We start from the raw sequence: 23,876 nt of genomic DNA, 5'->3' as shown, positions 1-23,876 counted from the left end.
CCTGGCTGCGACGTGGCAATCGCATGCTATACAGAGCGGCTATACTTCCGTGCGATTGCCGCGCTGCGCTCGCAACGACATGGTTTTATAAGTAAGTTTATTCAGATATCCCGGTTCAGACATTCTGATAATTCAGCATCCAGTTAATGCCATACTGATCAGTAAGCTCCGCGAAGTACGCGCCAAAGAACATATCGCTCAGGGGCATACTCACCTTGCCTCCGGCCGATAGCTCGTTAAACAGGCGCTCGGTTTCTTCACGGCTTTCAGGCTCAACGTTAATGTGCATATTATTGCCGGTTTGTAATTTAAAACCCATACTCTCGGGCGCGTCGGTAGCCATCAGTACGTGGCCTCCCATAATGGTGAGCTCGGCGTGAATGATCAGTTTTTTATCGGCTTCACTTATCTGAACCTCGGCAGGCAATTCTATATCACCAAAGCGTGTTAGCTTTTTGCCTGTAAACTCGCCTTTAAAAACCTCTTTGTAAAATTTGAAAGCTTCTTCGGTTTTGCCGTTGAAATTTAAGTAAGTGGTAACCCTTGCCGTGTTGTTTGGCTTCAGATCTTTCCTGATCCTGAAAGCGGTGCTCAGGTAATGATCCAGGTTGCTTAAGCCGGCAGTGAAACCTTCCTGGAAGCCCATGCCAACAATAGTTTGCATATCTTCCACTTTATCAAAATAAATATCAATATTAACGGTGGTGTGTTCACCCTCTCCGGTAAAATTCTTTTCCCAATTCATGACAGGGAAATCGGTATTGGTTACCGCGTTTTCATCACAAAAGGAAACAGCATTGGCAATTTTTTGTCTAACCACAATGGTTTTAAATTCTTCTTTGCACCATGTTGGATGTTCTGTATGTTCGGGACCAACCATTTGGTACAACCAGTAGCCACCTTCCCTAAAGTCCATGGTTTTGGTTTCGGCACGATAAGGTTTCGGCGCCCACCATTGGTCAAGGATTTCGCTTTCGGTCCATGCCTGCCACACTAAATTTAGCGGCGCATCAAAAGTCCTTACCACATTTAACTTTTTGTTTTGAAGGTCTTTGGTAAATACGGCTTCGTTGTTTGTCATGATTGTTTGTTTTTTAGGTTTTGTAATACGTTATCTAACTGGCTAAAACGGGTTTCCCACAGGGCGCGGAACTGATCCATCCAAACATCTACTTCTTTCATCTTTTGAGCGTTAAAATGATAATAGATTTCCCGACCGGTTTGTTTTTGACTCACCAATTGGCATTCGCTCAGGATCTGGATGTGTTTAGATACCGCCTGCCTGCTGCTTTGAAAATGTTCGGCAATGGCATTGGGTGTCATGGCTTGCAAGGCCAGCAAGCTAATAATGGCCCGGCGGGTAGGATCGGCAATGGCCTGAAATACATCTCTTCTCATAAAAATTTCTTTTTGCAACCGTTTGATTGCAAATATAAATGCAATTAATCGGTTGCGGAAATTTAATTGAAAAATATTTTAAAGCCCGTGTTTCAGGAAGATGAAGAGATAGGATGTCATAAGAGGGGATAAGTGGATCTATTCCTCGTCGGTAAAGTGCGCTTTGCGTTTTTCTTTGGCAAATTTGTCTGCATTATAGCTTTCAGATTGGCCTCTTGGGATAGACAATGAATGCCAGTTTTCATTGCACAGCATCTTGCCTAAAAAAACGATCTGACCAACGTGATAGGGGTAATGGGCCAACTGGCGGTTAATAGCTTCCGTAACGGTATGGCCCTGGTTGCGTATATAGATGATCTTATCCAGGTCATCGACGGTTAGTTTATCAAGAGTATCAAAAAAGCATTTCCATCCCTGTTGCCAGGAATCTAAAATTGTTTGACGGGTTGGCGCAGACGGCGCAAATTCAGCTTCGCGGTTACGGGTAGGTTTTTCGCCATCGGAGGTGAAAATGTCAGTCCACCTGGAAATCATATTGCCAGCCATGTGGCTCACGATCATGGCAATACTGTTTGACTCCGGATTATATTGCCAGCATAATTGTTCATCGTTAAGCTGCTCAAACGTTTTTTCGCCAAGGGATTTGTAATAAGTAAACTGCTTTTTTACGCTGGTTAAATAATCGTTTTCCATAAGTTAAAGTTAGGAGGCAATGGTTTAATAAACAACAAAAAAGGCATCCTGATGGATGCCTCAAATATTTTAAACAAACAGGAGACTCAATCTCTGACCTCCAACTTCTAATCACTTCTTCTTTAATTCCCTGATCTCGGTTTTTAACTCCTGCAATTGCTGCTGGGTTTGGCGGTTTTCGAGATAAAAATATATTGCGAAACCTAAAAAGATCTTTCCCAGCACAAACACGCCGGCAAACACCCAGCGCCATGATTTATGCAGGCGCATATGGTTCGATTCAGATTCGATAGATATGAATTGTTCAGGAGGGGCCGTTTTTTCATAGCCATTGTGCCCGTGGTCTGTCCTGAACTTGACCGGCTGAGTGTAAGTTTCCCTGCGGATAAGACCATCAATCTCGTCTTCGATCCTGTCCCATGTGCCTGGAGGGGGGGCAAGGGCCATATCGGCTGCAATTCTTTCCATGTCTATTTCCAGGTGTTTCAGCGCTTCATTTACTTCGGGGTATTTAGCCTTCATGTACATCAGCTCCTTTACTTCCTCGTCAGTAGCTATGCCCATTACAAAAACTTCAAGGATACCGCTATCAATGTACTCTTTCATTGTCCCTCCTGTTCCTGATAATGGTAAAACATTCCTTTAACGTTTTTCTGATTTCTTCTTCTGTTTTATTCAGTTCTATAGCAATGTGCTCTGTTGATTTGCATTGGTAATGAATACCACCAAAAACCTGTTGCTGCAAGGGCGTCATCACAGCTACGTAAGGGTTATTGGTCCATGGCAAATTTTCCCAGGTTGTTTTGTCGGTGTCGTTTTCTAAAGCTTCAAAAAAGTGGACCAACTTTTTGCGTGCCATGATTTGCAGGAGGCAAAGGGCACTTGTCCCGTTTTTTGAAAATTGCTCAAGCTCGTTTGGTATATCGTTAAAAACAGCCTCAAGGTACTGCTCGGCTACTAATTTATTTTGCACAACCTCATAAATATAACCCAAAAGCTTAGCTGCGTAACTGTTGTACAGGTTAAGTACGGCCGCCGAATCGCTCTGGACCACGGGTGCAGGTGTTTGTAACCGCGTATTCAAATTAGGGGTCAATTAAAATAGTATATTTTTAGTATTCAACGAAATATATAAAAACTATGTTACAAATTAAAGAAAAATTGCGCAAAATGTGTGAAGTTGAATGTCGTATTTCACACTCCTGCGTGTTGTACATAATTGTATAATAATACTATGAGGTTGTCAGGGTGTAACATGCTGAAAATTATGGTGTCTTATCGAATGAAATCACCTCAAATCAATCTATGCAATTAACCGATACTTTGCCAACTAAAAATAATACCACATCTTCAACCCCATCGAAACTGCTTTACATCGATAATTTGAAGATCGTGCTCACTATTTTGGTGGTGCTGCATCATACTTTTATTACGTATGGTGCACCAGGCGGCTGGTATTTTACAGATAAAACCACAAATGATGGTGCAATTATACCCATGACGCTGCTTGTGTCTGTAAACCAGTCGTTTTTTATGGGTTTCTTCTTTTTTATTTCGGCTTATTTTACGGCATCATCATTTCAAAATAAAGGGGCAGTACGTTTTACTGCCGACAGGTTAAAGCGCTTAGGTATCCCGTTGTTATTTTATTCGTTTATCCTGTCGCCGGTGTTAAGTTATATTGTTTATCGTTTTGCCAGGGGGCATCAGGTTACCTATTTTCAATACCTGAGCGGTTTTGACGGATGGATAGATTTTGGAGTGCTTTGGTTTGTGGCTGCATTACTATTATTCAGTTTAGTTTTTGTGCTGTTTAATACATTGTTAAAAACGCGGAGTCAACAGCAAAAGGAAGCACCATCGGCCCTCGCAATTATATTATTTGCAGCTGTATTAGGAATCGCTTCATATTTTGCGAGGATATTTTTCCCGGTAGGGTGGGTGCTTAAGCCCATTGGCTTTCAGTTGGGGCATTTTCCGCAATATATCGCCATGTTTTGGATGGGAATAACAGCATCACGAAATAACTGGCTTCAGAGCCTTGACCTTAGAACGGGACGGTTGTTTGCATGGTTGGTTGCTTTTATGATTCTGGTATTATTTCCGATAATTTATTTTATAAAAGAAAGTACAAACAGCTCTATTGAAGAACTATGCGGGCAAGGGCATTGGCAATCGCTGATGTACGCTTGTTGGGAACAGTTTACTGGTGTTTTTATTATGGCTGCTTTATTGATTATCGCAAAACATCGGTGGACAGTGCAGTCAGCAGTTGCAAAAAACATGTCGCGCGCAGCATTTGGGGTGTATGTTTTTCATCCGTTGGTACTTATCTCGCTTTCGGTTACTGCCATAAGTTGGCCGGTGGATCCGGCCTATAAATTGTTAATTGTTGCGCCGTTGGCTGTGACAGGTAGTTTCCTGTTATCTATGATGCTGGTAAAGATCCCGGGGATAAATAAATTTATATGATCTGAAAGTGGACATTAGATGTGCAAAATCGGACAATTTAAAAAGCTTTAATTAATTAAATATCTGATTTTTAATAATTTAAAACAATGGCACGATATGGGTGTATAATAAGATACAGGGTGAGATTTAACCTGATTTAGTTGATCGATAGCTTTGAGATGTTGTCGAAATTGCGTTCCGGGGTGAGATACGGGACGCATTTTTTTTGTTCACTGGTTCATTAGTTGAGTGGTTCATTGGTCTTAGCAACACTTAAAAAAAAATGCGTGGGTAGTGCTATCCGCTCTTAAGCGCGGCAGGGGGATGTGTTTAATAGGGAGGGAATAATCGTTGTAAAAATCACTCACTTCATTGCTAATTTCCTCCATGCTCCTCTTCGCCGTTGTTGGTGTGTCACCAACAACTCTGTACTACGTAATTATCGTTTCTGAGCAACAGTGATTCTGTTGTTATAAGAAATAACAGGTTTGAAAAGTTGTTGGTGACAACACCATAGGTGTTCGGAAGAAAATAAAAAGTTCGGGATTGTGCGATTCCCTCCCCTGGGAGAGTGAAGGGAGGGGTTTCGCCGATAGGTTTATTCGCTTAAAATAGCGCATAAACCCCTCCCTGCCACTACACAACTCTGCCCACCCCTCCCCAAGGAGGGAATTAAAAAATCTTCCGAACACCTGTGGTGACAACACCAACAACGGCATAATAAAAGAAAATAGGAAGCAATTACTGCTTCCCTTTTAAACTATCGGCTTTCGCTTTATCACGCTTCTTGAAAAAACCTCTTAACAAAAAGTTATGCTGGGCAGCTTCAAGATCATCATTTAATTTGATAGATGCCGCCTGCAGGTTGTTAATGGCCGATTGTGTTTGCACTGCCGCTTTTTGGTCGTTTAGTAGCACGCCCAGGGCATTGTCGGTGCTATTTAGCTTGTTACTTGCCCTGGTAAGGTTGTTAGTAAGCGTTGACGCGTTTGCAGCGGTTTGCTGCAACTGGGTTACTGCCTGTTTAATTTGAGCAAAAGTAGCTGTATCGGTAAGCATTTTATCGGCAAGGCCGCCTTTGGTATTTATTTTCCGGCTAAACTTATCAAGCTGTACCGCCATTAAAGCCGCACTTTGGGTAGTGGCTTGCAGGTTGCGCATAGCACCACGTAGCTGTATAGCCATAGTGCTATCGGCCAATAAGGCGCCAACAGTGCCTTTGCCCTGTAGTATATTGTGACTTAATGATTTGAAATCGTTGGTGATAGCTAACAGATTTTGGTTATTGTCCTGCAGGGTTTTGAGCATATCATCGGTCGAGAGCATTTTTTCCGATTGCAGTACGTCGCCATCTTCAATTACAGGTGCCTCTGCAGTGCCTCCTTCTATCACGATGAGTTTATTACCTATTAAACCATCTGATCCAATTTTGGCCATCGCGTTACGGCGGATATATTGTTGGGTAGCCTCGTCAACATTCATGTAAACTTCAACCTTTGACGGGCCAATGAATTTGATAGCACTGATTGTGCCTACTTTGACGCCCGAAAACCAAATGGCGTTGCCTTTTTTTAAACCGGCAACGTCGGTAAATACAGCGCTTAATCTTATGTTCTTAACAAATGCCTTTTGCTGACCGCCAAGGGTGAACACCCCCAATATAAATAGTACGAGGCCAAGTGCCAGGAATATGCCTACTATGATCGATTTTCTGTTTTCTGCTGGATCCATAATAATGGTATATATCTTATCTAAGTGTTGTTATTCAATAAAGTTGTAATCGTAAAAAGGTTTCACCCGGCTGTCGTTGGTATTAAATACCTCCTCGAAGGTGCCGGTACGTTGAAACTGACCGTCTAAAAGCATAGCAATCCTATCGCCGGTTTGTTTGGCGCAGGTAAGGTCATGTGTTATAATGATGGACGATGTATTGTAACGCTGCTGCACCTCGTTGATCAGGTCATTGATTTCGATACAGGTAATAGGGTCAAGACCGGCCGTTGGCTCATCATAAAGCATGATTTCGGGGTTCAGGATCAGCGTGCGGGCAATACCGATCCGTTTACGCTGCCCTCCCGAAAGCTCGGATGGCATCTGGTTGATAGTTTGCGAAAGACCGACAGCATCAAGTACGGTTTCTACTGCGGTATTGATCTCTCCGCGGGTAAGGTTACGCTTGTTACGCACCAGCGGAAACTCCAGGTTTTTGCGCACGGTCATACTATCGTACAATGCGCTGTTTTGAAATGAAAAACCTATCCTGATGCGGAGCTTTTGCAGTTCATCTTCTGTAATATGGGCAATATCCTGATCAAATACCTTCACCATTCCCTCATCCGGCTTAAGCAGGCCTGATATGATTTTGATCAATACCGATTTACCTGTACCCGAACGACCAAGTACAACAAGGTTTTCGCCCTGGTAAAGGTCAAGATCAATGCCCCGGAGCACTGCATAATCCTGGAACGCTTTTTTTAAGCCCCTGATGCTGATAACCGGGTTGTTATGATCTGCCTGTACTGCTACTTTCTTCATGCTTTAATTAATTAGCGGAACCAGCCGGTTATCTGTACAATAATAACTTCTTCAATAAATACCAGGAACATGGCCGTAATTACTGCACCATTTGCCGCTTTGCCTACACCCTCGGTACCTTTGTTTGAATTATAGCCTTGATAGCAACCTACAATACCAATGGTGAAGCCAAATACAATTGATTTGATGAGTGATGCCACAAAATCGGTAAAAGTAAGGGGTTCAAAAACTTCCTGTATAAAGGTAGTCCACGTAGTGCCTTCGTTTTGGGTAACGTTTAAGTAGCCGCCAAACAAGGCCACGAAGCCGGTATAGGTTGATAAAATTGGAATGGTAAGTGTGGTTGCCAGTACGCGGGTACATACCAGGTATTTAAAAGGTTTGGTGCCCGATACTTCCATGGCATCTATCTGTTCGGTTACCCGCATGGAACCTAATTCGGCACCGATACTTGAACCTACTTTTCCTGAAGCGATGAGCGCTGTAACCAATGGGGCAAGGGCGCGCATAATGGCTATAGATACCAGCGAAGGCAGCCACGATTCGGCTCCAAACTGTGATAGAGATGGCCTTGACTGTTTGGTGAAGATGACACCAACAATAAAACCTGTAACCGATATCAATGTAAATGAACGTACGCCTACCTCGTAGCATTGGCGTACAACTTCTTTAAGTTCAAAAGGAGGTACAAAAGCCTCCCTGAAAAAGCGAAGGATAAATTGGTTTATCTTATAAAGCGTAAAAAAGAAGTCGCTCAGGCTTTGTTTAAACTTTGCGAGCCTTTTTGGATGCTTTGGTATGCTTTGCGTATTGTCCATTCAATAGGTACTTGTATTATGTACGGTTACTTCTACAAAACGCGCCGGGGTTTGTTTGCCGTAATCGTTTATTTCATTAAGATCCTTATTTAGCCTGCTTTTTGAAATAGTTTAAAAACATTTCACTTAATTAGTAAAATGAAATAAAAGTATTATATATCAACGCTTTATATGGCTGCTTGGATGCTAAATTTGTTAATTTAAAACTAAATAATGTCAAAAAAGTATTATATCTTACCTCTGCATTAAAAGTACATTTGATAATAACCAATTATAAGTGCTGTAGCAAAACACCGGCCAAAATCCGCACCGGTATTAAGCGGGCAAATTATCAAATACAGTGTTAATGGCAGATTAAATTACGGCTAAAATAAACCTTTGACCATTTTGGTTAAATGTTTAAACCAATTAGTCTGCAAACCTAAAAGTTAAAATTTATATAGCGTAGCACAGCCCCTAAAATATAGTTAATGAAGTGTAAAATTTTGATATGTTGCCTTGTTATGCTGTATTTACCAGCATTTTTAAGTGCGCAATCAAACCCATTTCAGTTTTCAAGGCTTGATATTAACAATGGATTGTCCCATAACCAGGTAAACTGTGTTTATAAAGATAATAAAGGTTTTATGTGGTTCGGTACGCTGTCGGGGCTTAACAAGTACGATGGTTACAAGATCAAAACCTTCAAACATGCCAGTAATGACACAACTACATTAGATGACGACTATATAGTTAGCATAACCCCCGGCCCTGAAAATAAACTCTGGATCGAAACCCGCATGGGTTTTAATATTTATAATCCTGCTACCGAAAAATTCACCCGGAATTATAAGGATTTTCTGTACAAAATAAAGCTGTATGATCCTTACATAGCAGCCATCAAAAACGACAGGTTTGGTAATTTTTGGTTTTTGCACCATAACAAAAATCAGGGTGTGTATAAATATGACCCAAAGACAAAACTGCTTACTAACCTGGTGCATAAGGATAATGACGGCAGTTCCATTTCTTCCAATATGGTCACCGATCTTTCTGTGGATTCAAGGAAAGGCATATGGCTGGTATCTAATACCGGGGTTTTGGAGAGGCTTGATCCGGTTACTTACAAGGTAAATTATCGTAAAACTCTTGGTGAACTGCCACCGGGACTGAGCTCATCATACAAAATATATATCGACAGACAGGATGATATCTGGGTATTTGTGCCAAGCTATTCGTCGGGTGTGTTTTATCTCAATATGCAAAAAGGAATCTTTAAACATATTGGAAAAGGGCCATCAGGTACAGGTTTGAATACAGATGTGGTATCAGACCTGGCAGAGGATGATCAAAACCGGATGTGGATAGCTACAGATCATGGCGGCATAAACCTGCTTGATAAGCAAAGCTTTAACTTGAGCTACCTCCTAAACCGTGAAGACGATGAAAAAACTGTTGGGCAAAACAGCGTAACCTGTGTTTATCGCGATTACTCGGGTATTGTTTGGTGTGGAACTTATAAAAGAGGGTTAAGCTATTACCATCCAAGCATTATCAAATTTGCGGGTTATACACATCACCTCAGCGATGCAAACAGCCTGCCTTTTAGCGACGTAAATAATTTTGCCGAAGATAAGCAGGGCAATATCTGGATAGGTACAAATGGCGGCGGCCTTATTTACTGGAACCGTAAAACCGGCAGCTTTAAACAATACCTGCACAATGCCAATGATAAAAACAGCCTTACCAATAATGTAATAGTTTGCCTGTTTATTGATCATGAGCAAAAGTTGTGGATAGGCACTTATTACGGAGGATTGGATTGTTACGATGGAAAAACATTTAAGCATTATCAGCACAGCGATAATGTACCGAACAGTATTTCTGAAAACAGGATCTGTTCTATTATGGAAGATAGCGAGCAAAATCTTTGGGTGGGTACCTTATCGGCAGGATTAAATAAGCTCGATAAAAACAGGCAGGTAGTAGCAAGCTATCGGTTTGATGGTGATATCAGCAAAAATACCATTCATTCAAATTACATAAGTGCTTTGCTTGAGGACAGGCGTAAAAACATATGGATAGTGACTGCTTATGGTGTTGACGTGTTGGTGCGAAAGGAAAATAAGTTTATTCATTACCTGCATGATGATAAAGATCCTAACAGCCTGGTAAATAACAATACCAATAATATTTTGGAGGATAGCCGGGGATTAATATGGATCAGCACACGCGAAGGCCTTAATATTTTTAACCCGGATACTAAAAAGTTCACCGCCCTTACCAAACAGGATGGCCTGCCCGACAATACAACCATAGACATCAGGGAAGACGAAAGCCGTAATATATGGGTGAGCACACCAAATGGGCTTTCAAATATTATTGTAGACAGGAGAAAGCCACAACTTAAGTTCAATTTCATAAACTATAATGAGGCTGATGGTTTACAGGGGCGTGAATTTGCCGAAAACTCATCGGTAAAAACGCGTGAAGGGGAATTGATTTTTGGCGGGGGAAACGGGTTTAATATTTTTAAGCCATCGGCCCTGCATTTTAACAAAAGCAGTTCGGCATTGCTGTTTACCGATTTTCAATTGTTTGATAAAAGCCTTGGTGTAGGCGAAAAGGTTAACGGCAGGGTTATTTTGCCCGAATCCATTTCTCAGCTTAAGGAAATAGTGCTTAATTACGATCAAAACGTTTTTTCGATTGAATTTGCTGCGCTTACTTTCTTTAATCCCGATAAGGTAAAGCTGCAATATGCCATGGAAGGTTTTTACGACGGCTGGATCTCGGTTGATAATAAGCTTCGTAAGGCTACTTACAACCTTGAGCCTGGTGATTATACCTTTAAAGTACGGGCAACCAACAATGAGTTTTGGAACGGAAAAGAAATAGCCCTGCACGTCAGGATCCTGCCGCCATTCTGGAAAACTACCTGGGCTTATGTGATTTATGCTTTGCTGGGTATTGGTGCCCTGTTTTATTTCAGGCAGCGGGGCATCAAGAAACTAAGGGAGCAGTTTTCTATTGAAAAAGAACGTGAAGAAGCACAGCGCATGCATGAGCTTGATTTGATGAAGATCAAATTCTTTACTAACATAAGCCATGAGTTCCGTACGCCGCTATCGCTTATTATGGCGCCGGTTGATAAGATATTGAAGCAAGTGAGCGAACCAGAAACGAGGCGGCAATTGACCATGATCACCCGTAATGCCAAACGCCTGCTCAACCTGGTTAACCAGCTGATGGATTTCCGGAAGATGGAATACCAGGAGCTTAAACTGTATAAACGATCAGGTAACATCATTAATTTTATTAAAGATCTGTCATGGTCGTTTACCGATATAGCCGACCAAAAGCATATCAGATTTGTTTTTGATACTGATGCGGAAGAATTTGTTACCAGTTTTGATCATGATAAAATAGAGCGTATTCTGTTTAATCTGCTCTCAAACGCTTATAAGTTTACGCATGAGGGCGGCCAGGTAAGTGTATTGCTTAACCTGAAACGCAACGATGAAAATGATGAATGTCTGCTGGAGATAAGGGTAGTGGATACAGGTATCGGGATCCCCGCGGATAAGAGGGAGCGCATTTTTGAACCTTTTTTTCAAAATGACATCCCCGGCTCGATGTTAAACCAGGGCAGCGGGATTGGACTTGCTATTACTAAGGAATTTGTAAAGCTGCACGAGGGCGAGATTTTTGTGGAGAGTGACCACAACCAGGGGAGCTGTTTTACAGTAATACTACCATTGCAAAAGGTTGATGAAGCCCTGTTTACTGATACCGGATACCATCTGCAGCACAGTACGGAATTTATGACAGATGCCGATCCTGTAAAACCGGCGCAGCAAAAGGAAATCCGCGATATAAAGAAACCGACGGTATTGTTAGTGGAAGATAATGAGGATTTTAGGTTTTATATTAAAGATAACCTGAAGGATGCCTTTAATATCATCGAGGCCGAAAATGGTAAAAAGGGTTGGCAAAAGGCACTGGCCCAGCACCCCAACCTGGTAGTAAGCGATATCAGTATGCCCGAAATGAATGGTATTGACCTTTGTCGTAAAATCAGGGGCGATTCGCGTACATCTCATATTCCGGTGATATTACTTACTGCCCAAACAGGGGAGGAGCAGCAGATCAAGGGCCTGGAAACAGGTGCTACTGATTACATGACCAAGCCTTTCAATTTTGAAATCCTGCATTCTAAAATAAAGAACATCCTCAGCCAGCAGGAAAAAATGCGTAAAACCTACCAAAAACAGGTGGATGTTACGCCTACCGAGCTGCAGGTTGATTCGCCGGAGGAATTGTTTATTAAAAAGGTGCTGATGCTCATAGATGCCAATATTTCTAACCCTAATTTCTCGGTTGAGGAACTAAGCAGTGAGATGTTTGTAAGCCGCTACACCCTCTATAAAAAGATACTTCAAATGACGGGTAAAACCCCTAACGAACTTGTACGTTCTATGCGTTTGAAACGTGCTGCCCAGTTACTGGAAACCGGTCACCTTACCATATCTCAAATTTGCCATAAGGTTGGCTTCAAGAGCCAGAAATACTTTGTGCGTACCTTTAAGGCCGAGTTTAACAGTATCCCGTCAAAATACCTGGATGCTATGGGCCAGGAGTGACCGTTGATTTTTTTCTTGATTACGTTGATTGCGCTGATTTTTCTGAACCGTGATTAAACGGATTTTCTGGATTATTGGATTTTACTGCCTTTCACTGCCGCGGGTTTAGCGATAGCGTAACCCGTGGTATAATATCACTAAAGCTTTCAGCTTTAGTAGAAGTTCATTTGCGCTGACATCACTCCTTTATTATACAAGCATTGGGAATACAAAAGCCCCATGTCATTGCGAGGAGGAACGACGAAGCAATCGCATACTGTACAGAGCGGCTATGCTTCCGTGCGATTGCCATGCTACGCTCGCAATGACATAGTTTTTGTTTGTTTTCCAGGCACCACTTATCTTCCAAATACTTATGGGTTTGATCCGGAAATTGCAGGAGTCTCTTCATTTCAAAATTACTTTCTTTTATCTCCCAATAAGTCACTTTATGTGATACTATTATCGCATCAAAATATCATCATAAACCATGTCAATAGGTGCACATTTGTAACTATTGTAGCCTTTTTATGGCAATTATTTATATTAAATATTTGATAATCAGCATTTTGATAGTAGTTGACATTTGTGCCCCTATTTATCCACAACCGGGCTGTTTGTTGCATATAATTTTACCATCGTTATAATAAATATTAACCATAATCATTTGCCAGGGCAAGGGTTGATATAAACCTAAAAAGTAACAAACCAATTTATTAACAGGATAATCCGTCAATATTTATTGATGAAACGCGTGCTGTAACCGTGGGGGTAACCGAATTATTTCTGATAAATCGGGCACCAGGCAAGGGAAGAAGCGGCGTACACGGTCTGTATAATTAAGAGCTTAAAATCTAAATAAATCAAATATTAACTAACAATCAATTATGGGAAAAATTCTACGAATAGCCTGCCTGTTCTCCTTAATGTTTGTGTGCGTCCGGGGGATGGCACAAAATCAGACAGCAGTGATCAAAGGAACAGTAACAGACGATAAAGGGGTAACCTTGCCGGGAGTTTCTGTTAGAGTGAAAAACAGCCAGGTATCTGCTGTAACCAATAAGGATGGTAATTACAGCATCAATGTTCCGAATGGCGCCACGGAAATTACCTTTTCGTTTATCGGGATGAAGTCGCAAGACGTTACTATCGGTAAAAGAACAGTAATTAACGTTGTATTGGTCAATTCGTCTACAGCATTAGCCGATGTGGTGGTTATTGGTTACGGCGTGCAAAAGCGGCAGGACGTAAACGGTGCCATATCATCAGTAACCGCAAAGGACATTCAGAATATTCCGCAAACAAGTGTTGACCAATTGCTGCAAGGTAAGGCCGCTGGTATTACCGTTACCAATGGTTCAGGCGCACCTGGCAGTTCGGCCTCAGTGCACATAAGGGGTATAACATCGCTTTCCGGTTCTAATGAGCCATTGTATGTGGTCGACGGTGTTTTTATTGATGGTGCAGCCTATGTAACTCAGAACCAAAATAACGGTGAAAATGGAGTAAGTCCGTTAAGTTACCTCAATCCTAATGATATTGAGTCTATTGATATCTTGAAAGACGCCTCGGCTACGGCTATATATGGTAGTCGTGGTTCAAATGGTGTAATTATCATTACAACTAAAAAAGGTAAAAATGGTAGCGCTCATCTGAATTATGATGGCTATTACGGAGTTCAGCAACAGGGGCACTTTCTTAAAATGATGGACCTGCAGCAATATGCCAGTATCCAAAATACGATAGCCGATATTACCGGTGTGAGCCGCAGAGGTGAGTTTGCAGATCCAAGCTTGCTTGGTCCGGGCACTAACTGGCAAAAAGCAGTTTTTAGGAATGCACCAATGCAAAGCCATAACCTTTCCATGAATGGCGGAAATGAAAATGTCAACTACTTTATATCCGGTGGTTTCCTTAAACAAAATGGTACCATTATAGGATCAAATTTTAAGCGCTATTCTTTCCGTACTAATGTTGAAGGAAAAGTGAAAAACTGGTTTAAACTTGGCTCAAATATTACTTTAAACCGCACCGATCAAAATATCGGAGCAAGTGATAACGGTGGTATAGTTTACACGGCATTGTTGAATGCCCCTGATCAGGCAGCCAGCAATCCCGATGGTAGCTATACTGTTGCTCCTGCTTCTTATGGCAGCGGAACTTTTATCAGCCCTGTTGCACTGGCAATGTTAAATACCAATAACCTGGTACGCAGCCAGGTAAATGCAAATTTTTATGCTGATATACGCTTTACTAAAGATTTGACCTTGCGGTCGGAAATTGGCGGGTATAATAATTTTTCAAAAAGTGTATTGTTTTTCCCTTCATACACAGTAACCTCGCCAACAAATCCATCTCTTATATTTGGTAACCCTATAGCAAGTTTAAGTGAATATTCAGATCAGGCTTTAGGATGGAACTGGAAGGAATATCTTACCTACAACCACACTTTTGCCCAAAAACACAATATAACTGCAACCGCAGGTTATGAATTGAACGAAGGTACTTATAACAGTATGAGTGCCGCTACCAACACATTTTTAAGTAACGATTTACCCACCCTTAATCTCGGCGGTGCTAAAATACCTACCATTGGCGAAAATAAGTCATCCAATACACTTCAGTCTTTTTATGCCCGTGCTATTTATGACTATGACAACAGGTATAGCTTAACCGCGTCATTCCGGTCAGATAGGTCTTCAAACTTTGCACAAGGTCATCAGATAGCTTATTTCCCGGCAGCAGCCATTGGGTGGACGATTTCGAATGAGTCATTTATGGCCGGCATCAAAAAGATTGCTAATAATGTTAAGTTTAGGGTAGGTTATGGTGAAGTAGGTAATCAGAATATTCCGGGTTACCAATATGGTTCTGCCCTTAACCCTACTATAACAGGATTGGGTACCGGCTTTAACGTGTCAAACTATAATAACCCTAACCTAACCTGGCAAACATCTCAACAAACAGACGTGGGGTTGGATTTTACTTTACTGGGCAGGGTAGATGTAGCTGTAGACTGGTATAACAAAACCTCAAAGAATTTCCTTTTCCAGGCACCTTTGCCTGAGTTCTTAACAGGTGGCCCTAATTACCTTGGCGGGATCAGCCCTCCGTATGTAAACGGTGGAAAAGTTAGTAACAAGGGTATTGAATTTAGTATTACTTCAAGAAATATCATTTCAAAGAGTTTTAACTGGAGTACCACGGCAACCTTTACCCACTACGCTAATAAAGTTATTTCTACCTATAATAACAGCATAATTAATGCAAGCATTACTTCAGGGTTTTTGCAGATCCCTGTTACGCGTACAGCAGTTGGTGGTCCTATAGGTGAGTTTTACGGATATACAGTTAAAGATATATTCAGAACACAGGATCAACTGCAAAATGCTCCGGTACAATTTGGTCAGCCAATCAGCACCACATTGGGAACTACAGGTTCAACAACTTTAGGTGATATTCAATATGTTGATATAAATCATGACGGTAAGATTGATGCCAATGACATGAGTGCTATCGGTAATCCAAACCCTAAGTTCACTTATAGCTTTACCAATAATTTCACCTATAAAGATTTTGATCTGTCCATATTTCTATATGGTTCATATGGGGGTAAAATACTTAACTACTTAAATTACACTGTAGAGGGATTGAATGGGTTATATACCAATCAACTTGCCGAAGCGGCAAATTTTTGGAGCCCTACTAACTCTAACTCTAATATTCCTGCTCCCAAAGGCGGTGTTAACCCTAACCTTAATATGTCTACCCGGTTTTTGGAAAGCGCGTCTTTTTTAAGATTTCAAAACGTGCGTTTAGGGTACAACCTGCCGTCGCGCTGGGCCAAACACATAGCGCTTAACCGTTTAAAAGTGTATTGCAGCGCACAAAACCTGTTTGTAATAACCGGTTATAAAGGTTTGGACCCGGAAGTTGGCCAGCAAAACCAAAACGTGTTTTTAACCAATATAGATTTGGGAAGGTATCCTTCGCCAAGGGTAATAACTTTTGGAGTAAACGCGGAATTTTAATTGACTATAAAAAGATTTAAAATGAAAGCAAATATTAAATATATAATCGGCGCAACATTTATTGGCCTTATGACCGTAACGGGGTGCAAAAAAGACTTTTTTAACAGGCCTCCTGAAAATGCGATAGCAATCGATAATTTTTATAAAACTGATGCCCAGGTATCAGCAAGTACCCTTAATCTTTACAATTCACCATGGTTCAATTATGTGGCTAAACCGGGATGGGCAGTATGTGAGATGACCAGCGGTAATGGCCGCAGTTATTCGTCGGACGTAACTGACTTTGGCAACCTGAATGGCGCTGTTACTAATCTCAATTCGCAAAATGATGCCGCCTGGAGCTCATTATGGACCGTTGTTGCACAATCTAATGCCCTTATTAATTTAATGCCTTCAAGGGCCGGTGCCGGTGTAACCCCTGCAGTTTTAAACAATGCATTAGGCGAAGCGCACTTTTTTCGCGCTATGGCTTATTTCCATATTGTTAGGCTGTGGGGGGCGGTACCTATTATTGAGAATGCCAGTGATTTTTTGACCAATTTCCAGGTAAACAGCAACAGGATTCAGGATATATACACCTTTATGGTTAACGATATGAAATTTGCCGAAACCAATTGTACAGCTATGGTCAGAAACGGATCTATCAGCCAGGGCCATGTATCCAGTGGTTCAGCTTCGGCAATGCTGGCTAAGTTATACCTGTATATGCAGGATTATCCCAACGCACTTAAAGAAGCGCAAAAAGTAATCAGCAGCGGCGAGTTTAAATTATATGGTATCGATTTGCCCAGTAAAACTTACAATGATCTGTTCAAAACAGCTAATAACAATAATGAAGAGAGTATTTGCCAGCTGCAATGGGCCGGTGGCGCATCTTACGGTCACGGTAATCCGCAACAGGCCTCTTTGGCTGCCAGTGGTATCATAACAGGTACAGGTGATGGCTATAGCGTATTGGGCCCCACTATCGACTTGCAAAAATCATATGAAGGGGGGGATTTGCGGCTGCATGCAACCATTATGAGGGCCGGAGATGTTTATCCGGAAATTAATGCGGCAACAGGTGGTTATACCGTTCCTGATAATATTAACTCGCAAGGTACCGGTGCTGCTATTAAAAAATATGTAGTGGGCACACCTGCCGATAATGGCGGCATAGGCTCAGCACAATCGGCGGCTAATAATACTTACTTAATGCGTTATGCCGAAGTTTATTTAATTGCAGCAGAAGCTATTGTTGGTAATAATACTACCTCAACAGATGCCCAGGCTTTGGGTTATATCAATACAATCAGGAAAAGGGCAAATTTAGCTCCGTTGACAGTAATAAACCGTCGTCGTACTATTCCTAATCCTAACTATGACGCCACATATAACAACGTTGTATCGCCTACTATAATTCAGGATGATATTTTAAACGAAAGAAGGCATGAGTTTGCCATAGAAAACGACTATTGGTTTGACCTTTGCCGTATTGATGGATGGAATGGTATATTAAATAATACGCATACGCTGGCCACCCAATATATAAGTCAGCAGGAAAGAGGTACATATGCTAATGACCGTAAAACTATTTACCATACCGCGGTTATTCCAAAAAGTACCGACTTTTTATTGCCTATACCAATAAATGAAACTACAGCCGATCCGAAATTATTAGAACCACCAGTGCCTTACACATTTAAATAAATACAGCCATGAAAAATTTAAAATCGATATTTTTTTACTGCGTACTTTCAATGGTGACGGTATTGAGTATGAACTCTTGTAAGAAGAATGATAATGGCGGCGATGGCCCCCCGTCAATATCAAGGATACGTACTGTTTTTCAAAGCAGCCAAACTACACAGGCTATTACAGCTTTTGACTCCACAACAAGTGATGGCAAAATTGGTACCATGTATGCTGTTATCGGCAACAATCTAAGTTCAGCTAAGGCTATTTATATTAATGGTGTATCTATATATTTTAACATAGCTTATGCTTCAAATACGAGCCTTCAGTTTTCGATGCCTACTACAGTGCCTTTCAGTAACGACACTACAAATAATACACTAACAGTTGTTACGGCCCATGGAAAAGCCAGCATTCCCTTTGTAGTACAGCAGCCTGTGCCTGTTATTACCAGTGTTGATCAGTTGGCAGGTATTCCCGGTGATGTGATCACCATAACAGGGACAACATTTAACGGGTTAAGCGGTGTTACGTTTGGAAAAGTTCCCGCACAAGTAATTTCAAATGTAATAAATACCACTACCCAGGTCAGTGTTTTAAAAGTCCAGGTTCCGTCGGGAGTTACTGCTGGCCCTATATTGTTAACTACCAAAGCAACCAAAGGGGGCGGCGTTGGCACTGGCCCGTTATTATCGTCAGGAACAAGCTTATTGAGCGATAATGTAACGGCAGTTCATGTTGCCAACGGCGTATTCGGTTTTACTACGCCTATTTTTGAAGATCAGCTTGAAAGTGGCTGGTATGATTACGGATGGAGCAATTCGCCAACGGTAGATCAAACCCTTAAAAAAAGAGGTGCATCTTCTATTAAAGTTAGCTACAGCGGCGGGTATGATGGCTTTGGCTTTGGTGCTAACAATGTACCGGTGAGTAAGGACGCTGCTGTAAAGTTTTCATTGTATGGTGGTAAGGATACCAAAGACAGAAACGTACATGTTATACTTAACGGTAATTTTAATATTTCTGTTCAAATTCCGTTGGTTGAAGGTAAATGGACCGATTATATAATTCCTATCGCAAACTTCGTCGACGCTAAAAACCCTTTACCAACTTTTATAAATGGCTTGGTTTTCCAGGAGTTTAGCGGTAATGCCAGTGTTTTCAATATAGATGATGTGGGGATAGTGGATATTCAAAAATAAGCAGATACCCGCTGCCTGCTTTTCCGGGCAGCGGGTATTTAGTTTCTCATAAGCTGTTTGATTTGTGGTTTGTTATAAATAGGTGAGGCTGCTTATCTCAAGGTAAAATGTTTTACATGCAATTAAAGGCAGCTTCTTAGTTTGTGATATATACGGCAATCAGGAGAAAAGAGCATTTTTGAAAAATAGTAGATGGAAATTTGATGTAATAGTGTTAAATTAGTATCATCAATTAGTGAACTTATTTTAGTGGAATTTTATGATGACAAGTAATGTAATGCGAGAGATAACTCCGCTAACTCCAAGTGATTGTTTTACTATTTTTTCGAGGGTAAAAAAGAAATTTGACTTTCCGCTTCATTATCATGACGAGTACGAGCTTAATTTAATTATTAACGCTAAAGGCGCCAAAAGGGTAGTAGGCGGGCATATTGAAGTTATTGAGGAAGTTGAGCTGGCGCTGATCGGCCCTAATTTGTATCATGCCTGGTTTACGCACCAATGCCAGAGCGAGGATATAACCGAGGTTACCATTCAGTTTCATAAGGATCTGTTTGATGAAAAATTCCTGAAGCGCAATCAGTTAAGTTTTGTGAAAAGCATGTTGGAGCGTTCGCAGCGAGGTATTTCATTTTCGGCTGAGACTATTTATGCGCTTAAGGACAGGATAATGCAGTTGGATAAAAAAACAGGGTTCGACTCTGTGCTGGAGCTTTTGTCTATTCTGCATGATCTGTCCATCTCCCGCAATATGAAAATGCTGTCGGATCCAAGTTTTACAAACGAGAAGTTTTACTACAACAGTCGCCGCATTGAGAAAGTGTTTGAGCATATGAATGTTAACTATAACAAGCAAATTACCCTTGCCGAAGTAGCAAAGATTGCCAATATGCCCGAAGCTTCGTTTAGCAGGTTTATCAAAAAACGCACCGGTAAAACCTTTATTGATAGTTTAAACGAGATCAGGCTTGGTCATGCTTCCAGGATGCTTATTGACTCAACAACCACCGTGGCCGAAATAGCTTACAAATGCGGGTTTAATAATATTTCCAATTTTAACAGGATTTTTAAGCGTAAAAAAATGTGTATCCCTAAGGAGTTCAGGGAAACCTATACCGGAAATCGTGTATTTATTTAACTGGTGTTTATTTGGCTTTATGGCTGGTTAAAAATGTATCACCTTGTCGATAATGTTAAATATAAGGTTAAAAAAGTATTATAAAATTGCTGATAATAAATTCATTTTTGAGTAATGCCAATTAAGGTGTCTGAACTCGAATTTTTGGAATTTATGAATTCATCGAATTTATTGTATTTGGCCATTTTTAAACCAGGATTGTAGTATTCTGATAATTATTTAATTAAAAAAATTCCGGTTCAGACAAAATCAGACAAGATGAAGTTACACTTACTTGATGTTGCCATTATAGTTTTATACCTGTTAAGCACCATTTTTATTGGTTTATGGTACCGTAAAAAGGCCCGTGAAAACAAGGAAAGCTATATGCTGGGCGGCAAATCTTTACCCTGGTATAAGCTGGGTTTAAGCGATGCCTCCGATATGTTCGACATCAGCGGCACTATGTGGATGGTAAGCCTGTGCTTTGTTTACGGCATGAAAAGCATCTGGATCCCATGGCTTTGGCCGGTATTTAACCAGGTGTTTTTAATGATGTACCTGTCGCGCTGGCTTCGCCGGTCAAACGCGGCTACCGGTGCCGAGTGGCTGGCAACCCGTTTCGGTAAAACCGGGGCTGGGGTAACAGGCTCAAATGTGGTGGTTATCGCTTTTGCGCTGTTAAGTTGTTTCGGTTTTCTGGCTTACGGGTTTATAGGCTTAGGCAAGTTCATTGAAATATTTATCCCCTGGGATCTGGTTAAAGCTTATGTGCCTTTCAGCGTAGCGCCTCAGTATGTACCGCATGTGTACGGGATCATATTTACGCTGTTCGCCATGTTTTACTCTATCATAGGCGGTATGCACAGTATTGTGCTGGGCGATATGATCAAATATGGTATCATGACGGTGGCCTGCGTATGGATCAGCTTTATTGCCGCCGGGAAATTGCATGGAAACCATCTCAATGTACCCGATGGCTGGTATAGTCCTTTCTTCGGTAAAAATCTCGGCCTCAGCTGGACTGGGATCATCAACGAGGTAAACAATAAGATCAAGTCAGATGGTTACTCGCTGTTCGGCCTGTTTTTTATGATGATGACTTTTAAAGGCTTCTTTTCGGCAGTAGCCGGGCCGGCACCTAATTATGATATGCAAAAGATCCTCTCCACCCGCTCGCCCGAAGAGGCCAGCAAAATGAGCGGTTTTGTAAATATCATCCTGCTGCCTATCCGCTATGCGCTTATTATAAGTTTAACCATACTCGGCGTTCTTTTTTATCACCAAATGGATTTGAAAGATGCCAAAGGAGCTATTGACTTTGAACGCATCCTGCCCGCTGTGATTAATAGCTTTTTGCCGGTTGGCTTGGTGGGGTTGTTGCTGGCAGGTTTGCTTGGGGCTTTCATGAGTACCTTCAGCGGCACCATGAACGCGGCGCAGGCTTACATCGTGAATGATATCTATCTAAAATACATTAACCCAAAGGCATCCACTAAAAAAATCATTACGGCAAATTATCTGGTGGGCGTTTTTGTAGTAGCGGTAGGCGTGATACTGGGCTTTTTTGTAAAAGATGTGAACAGTGTGCTGCAATGGATAGTATCGGCACTTTATGGTGGTTATATAGCCAGTAACGTACTTAAATGGCATTGGTGGCGCTTTAACGCTAACGGCTTTTTTTACGGGATGCTTTCGGGGATCTTATCAGCGATGGTATTCTCGCTTATTATCCCTTCGGTTGAGTTGTTGTATTGGTTTCCGGTGTTGTTTGCTATCTCGCTGGTGGGATCTGTTATCGGTTCTTACGCTACAGCGCCAACAGATATGGCCGTGTTGAAGTCGTTTTATACAACGGTGAGGCCGTGGGGCGTTTGGGGGCCTGTTAAGGCAATTGTAATGGAGGATGATCCTTCATTTTTGCCCAACAAAAACTTTAAGCTAAACATGTTCAATGTGTTTATCGGCACCATTACGCAATGCAGCCTTACCATACTGCCCATGTACCTGATACTGGCACAAAAAACATCCCTCATAGTTACCATAGCTATACTGGTGGTTACTATTACTATACTGAAGAAAACCTGGTGGGACAAACTAAAAGATTATTGATAAAAGATATATATGACGCAGGAATTTAACCAAAGGCTCATTCAGTTACAGGCCGAACAAGCGCAATTAATTAACCGGGAAAACGAGGTTGAGGAAACAGGCAACGGTATTTTTAGCCGGTTTAAATACCCTGTGCTTACAGCGGCTCATACACCGCTTGAATGGCGGTACGATCTTGACGCCAAAACCAATCCTCACTTGATGGAGCGCTTTGGTATCAACGCTGTCTTTAACGCCGGGGCCATTAAATTTAATGGCAAATACCTCATGGTAGCGCGCGTTGAAGGGGCCGACCGTAAATCATTTTTTGCGGTGGCCGAGAGTGCTGACGGTATCAATGGTTTTAGATTCTGGGATTATCCAATCGAATTGCCCCAAACCCACGAGCCCGACACCAATGTGTATGATATGCGCCTGACCCAACATGAAGATGGCTGGATCTACGGTTTGTTCTGCACTGAACGCCGCGATCCGGAAGCGCCATCACATGATCAGTCGATGGCGATAGCAGCCTGTGGTATTGCTCGTACAAAAAACCTGGTGAAATGGGAGCGCCTGCCCGATCTGAAAACTAATTCGCCCCAGCAGCGCAATGTGGTACTGCACCCCGAATTTGTTGATGGTAAATATGCTTTGTATACCCGTCCGCAAGATGGTTTTATCAGCGCAGGTACCGGCGGCGGTATAGGTTTTGGTTTATGCGATACCATGGAGAATGCAGTTGTTGACCAGGAAACCATCATCCATAACAAAAACTATCATACTGTTTACGAAGCCAAGAATGGCCAGGGCCCGGCACCAATTAGAACGGAGAAAGGCTGGCTGCACCTTGCGCATGGGGTGCGCAATACGGCCGCAGGGTTGCGTTACGTACTGTACATGTTCATGACCGATCTGCACGATTTAACAAAGGTAATTTACCAGCCAGCCGGCTATTTTTTAGCCCCTGTAGGCGAAGAACGTGTAGGCGATGTATCAAACGTAGTTTTCTGTAATGGTTGGATAGCCGATGATGACGGTACTGTTTATGTTTATTACGCATCTTCGGATACCCGTATGCATGTAGCCACAACCACGGTTGATAAACTGATAGATTATGCCATGAACACACCGGCAGATGGTTTGCGTTCGGCATCATCGGTACAGGCGGTGTATAATATTATTGATAAAAACAAAGGTTTAGGTCAGTTACAGGAAGCCAGCGCCTGAACACTTAGACTCTGATTATATATGTTCTTCATCTT

At 41.7% G+C, this 23,876-nt stretch carries 16 protein-coding genes; 8 read left to right on the top strand and 8 right to left on the bottom strand.

The genetic code is table 11. The features are described from left to right. Nucleotides 1-115 precede the first annotated feature (115 nt). The 5 genes from BMX50_RS34960 to BMX50_RS27270 all read right to left on the bottom strand — a co-directional run bounded on the left by BMX50_RS34960 (nucleotide 116) and on the right by BMX50_RS27270 (nucleotide 3,175). Nucleotides 116-1,081 carry an SRPBCC domain-containing protein gene (locus BMX50_RS34960; RefSeq protein WP_091217986.1) on the bottom strand — a complete coding sequence of 322 codons (966 nt, stop codon included), beginning with the start codon at nucleotides 1,079-1,081 and terminating at the stop codon, nucleotides 116-118. After that, nucleotides 1,078-1,398, bottom strand: a complete 321-nt coding sequence (locus BMX50_RS27285) for an ArsR/SmtB family transcription factor (protein WP_091217982.1) — start codon at nucleotides 1,396-1,398, stop codon at nucleotides 1,078-1,080. The genes BMX50_RS34960 and BMX50_RS27285 overlap by 4 nt, the downstream gene beginning before the upstream one ends. 138 nt (nucleotides 1,399-1,536) lie before the next feature. Further along, nucleotides 1,537-2,091 carry a DUF1572 family protein gene (locus BMX50_RS27280; RefSeq protein WP_091217978.1) on the bottom strand — a complete coding sequence of 185 codons (555 nt, stop codon included), beginning with the start codon at nucleotides 2,089-2,091 and terminating at the stop codon, nucleotides 1,537-1,539. Between the two features lie 111 nt (nucleotides 2,092-2,202). Continuing rightward, complete coding sequence (locus BMX50_RS27275; protein WP_091217975.1) at nucleotides 2,203-2,697, bottom strand: hypothetical protein; 495 nt, start codon at nucleotides 2,695-2,697, stop codon at nucleotides 2,203-2,205. Further along, nucleotides 2,681-3,175, bottom strand: a complete 495-nt coding sequence (locus BMX50_RS27270) for a hypothetical protein (protein ID WP_091217972.1) — start codon at nucleotides 3,173-3,175, stop codon at nucleotides 2,681-2,683. The genes BMX50_RS27275 and BMX50_RS27270 overlap by 17 nt, the downstream gene beginning before the upstream one ends. 221 nt (nucleotides 3,176-3,396) lie before the next feature. Here BMX50_RS27270 and BMX50_RS27265 point away from each other — a divergent pair, with 221 nt between their 5' ends. After that, nucleotides 3,397-4,563, top strand: a complete 1,167-nt coding sequence (locus BMX50_RS27265) for an acyltransferase family protein (protein ID WP_091217969.1) — start codon at nucleotides 3,397-3,399, stop codon at nucleotides 4,561-4,563. A gap of 720 nt (nucleotides 4,564-5,283) precedes the next feature. Here BMX50_RS27265 and BMX50_RS27260 read toward each other — a convergent pair. From BMX50_RS27260 to BMX50_RS27250, 3 genes are read right to left on the bottom strand one after another with little or no spacing between them, the layout of a single operon-like run. Further along, entirely contained in the window at nucleotides 5,284-6,273 is a 990-nt protein-coding gene (locus tag BMX50_RS27260) for an MlaD family protein (protein ID WP_091217966.1), read from the bottom strand. Between the two features lie 30 nt (nucleotides 6,274-6,303). After that, complete coding sequence (locus BMX50_RS27255; RefSeq protein WP_091217956.1) at nucleotides 6,304-7,077, bottom strand: ABC transporter ATP-binding protein; 774 nt, start codon at nucleotides 7,075-7,077, stop codon at nucleotides 6,304-6,306. A gap of 11 nt (nucleotides 7,078-7,088) precedes the next feature. Then, the gene (locus tag BMX50_RS27250; RefSeq protein ID WP_091217953.1) at nucleotides 7,089-7,895 is read right to left on the bottom strand and encodes an MlaE family ABC transporter permease; all 807 of its coding nucleotides are present in this window, start codon (nucleotides 7,893-7,895) and stop codon (nucleotides 7,089-7,091) included. A gap of 503 nt (nucleotides 7,896-8,398) precedes the next feature. Between BMX50_RS27250 and BMX50_RS27245 the strand changes: the two genes are divergently transcribed. The 7 genes from BMX50_RS27245 to BMX50_RS27210 all read left to right on the top strand — a co-directional run bounded on the left by BMX50_RS27245 (nucleotide 8,399) and on the right by BMX50_RS27210 (nucleotide 23,841). Beyond that, entirely contained in the window at nucleotides 8,399-12,517 is a 4,119-nt protein-coding gene (locus tag BMX50_RS27245) for a hybrid sensor histidine kinase/response regulator transcription factor (protein WP_244281114.1), read from the top strand. A gap of 866 nt (nucleotides 12,518-13,383) precedes the next feature. Next, nucleotides 13,384-16,527: a SusC/RagA family TonB-linked outer membrane protein gene (locus BMX50_RS27235; RefSeq protein WP_091217942.1), complete on the top strand. Its 3,144-nt coding sequence runs from the start codon at nucleotides 13,384-13,386 to the stop codon at nucleotides 16,525-16,527. A 21-nt stretch (nucleotides 16,528-16,548) separates the two neighbouring features. Then, entirely contained in the window at nucleotides 16,549-18,216 is a 1,668-nt protein-coding gene (locus BMX50_RS27230) for a RagB/SusD family nutrient uptake outer membrane protein (RefSeq protein WP_091217939.1), read from the top strand. 8 nt (nucleotides 18,217-18,224) lie between these two features. Continuing rightward, entirely contained in the window at nucleotides 18,225-19,403 is a 1,179-nt protein-coding gene (locus BMX50_RS27225; protein WP_091217935.1) for a hypothetical protein, read from the top strand. A 277-nt stretch (nucleotides 19,404-19,680) separates the two neighbouring features. Next, nucleotides 19,681-20,541, top strand: a complete 861-nt coding sequence (locus tag BMX50_RS27220; protein ID WP_244281113.1) for an AraC family transcriptional regulator — start codon at nucleotides 19,681-19,683, stop codon at nucleotides 20,539-20,541. A 258-nt stretch (nucleotides 20,542-20,799) separates the two neighbouring features. Then, entirely contained in the window at nucleotides 20,800-22,632 is a 1,833-nt protein-coding gene (locus BMX50_RS27215; RefSeq protein ID WP_091217928.1) for a sodium:solute symporter family protein, read from the top strand. Between the two features lie 12 nt (nucleotides 22,633-22,644). Next, nucleotides 22,645-23,841, top strand: a complete 1,197-nt coding sequence (locus BMX50_RS27210; RefSeq protein ID WP_091217925.1) for a glycoside hydrolase family 130 protein — start codon at nucleotides 22,645-22,647, stop codon at nucleotides 23,839-23,841. Nucleotides 23,842-23,876: the final 35 nt, after the last annotated feature.

Origin of the sequence: Mucilaginibacter gossypiicola, assembly GCF_900110105.1 — a bacterium.
GTDB classification, from domain to species: domain Bacteria; phylum Bacteroidota; class Bacteroidia; order Sphingobacteriales; family Sphingobacteriaceae; genus Mucilaginibacter; species Mucilaginibacter gossypiicola.
This window is presented reverse-complemented; position numbering and strand designations above follow the sequence as displayed.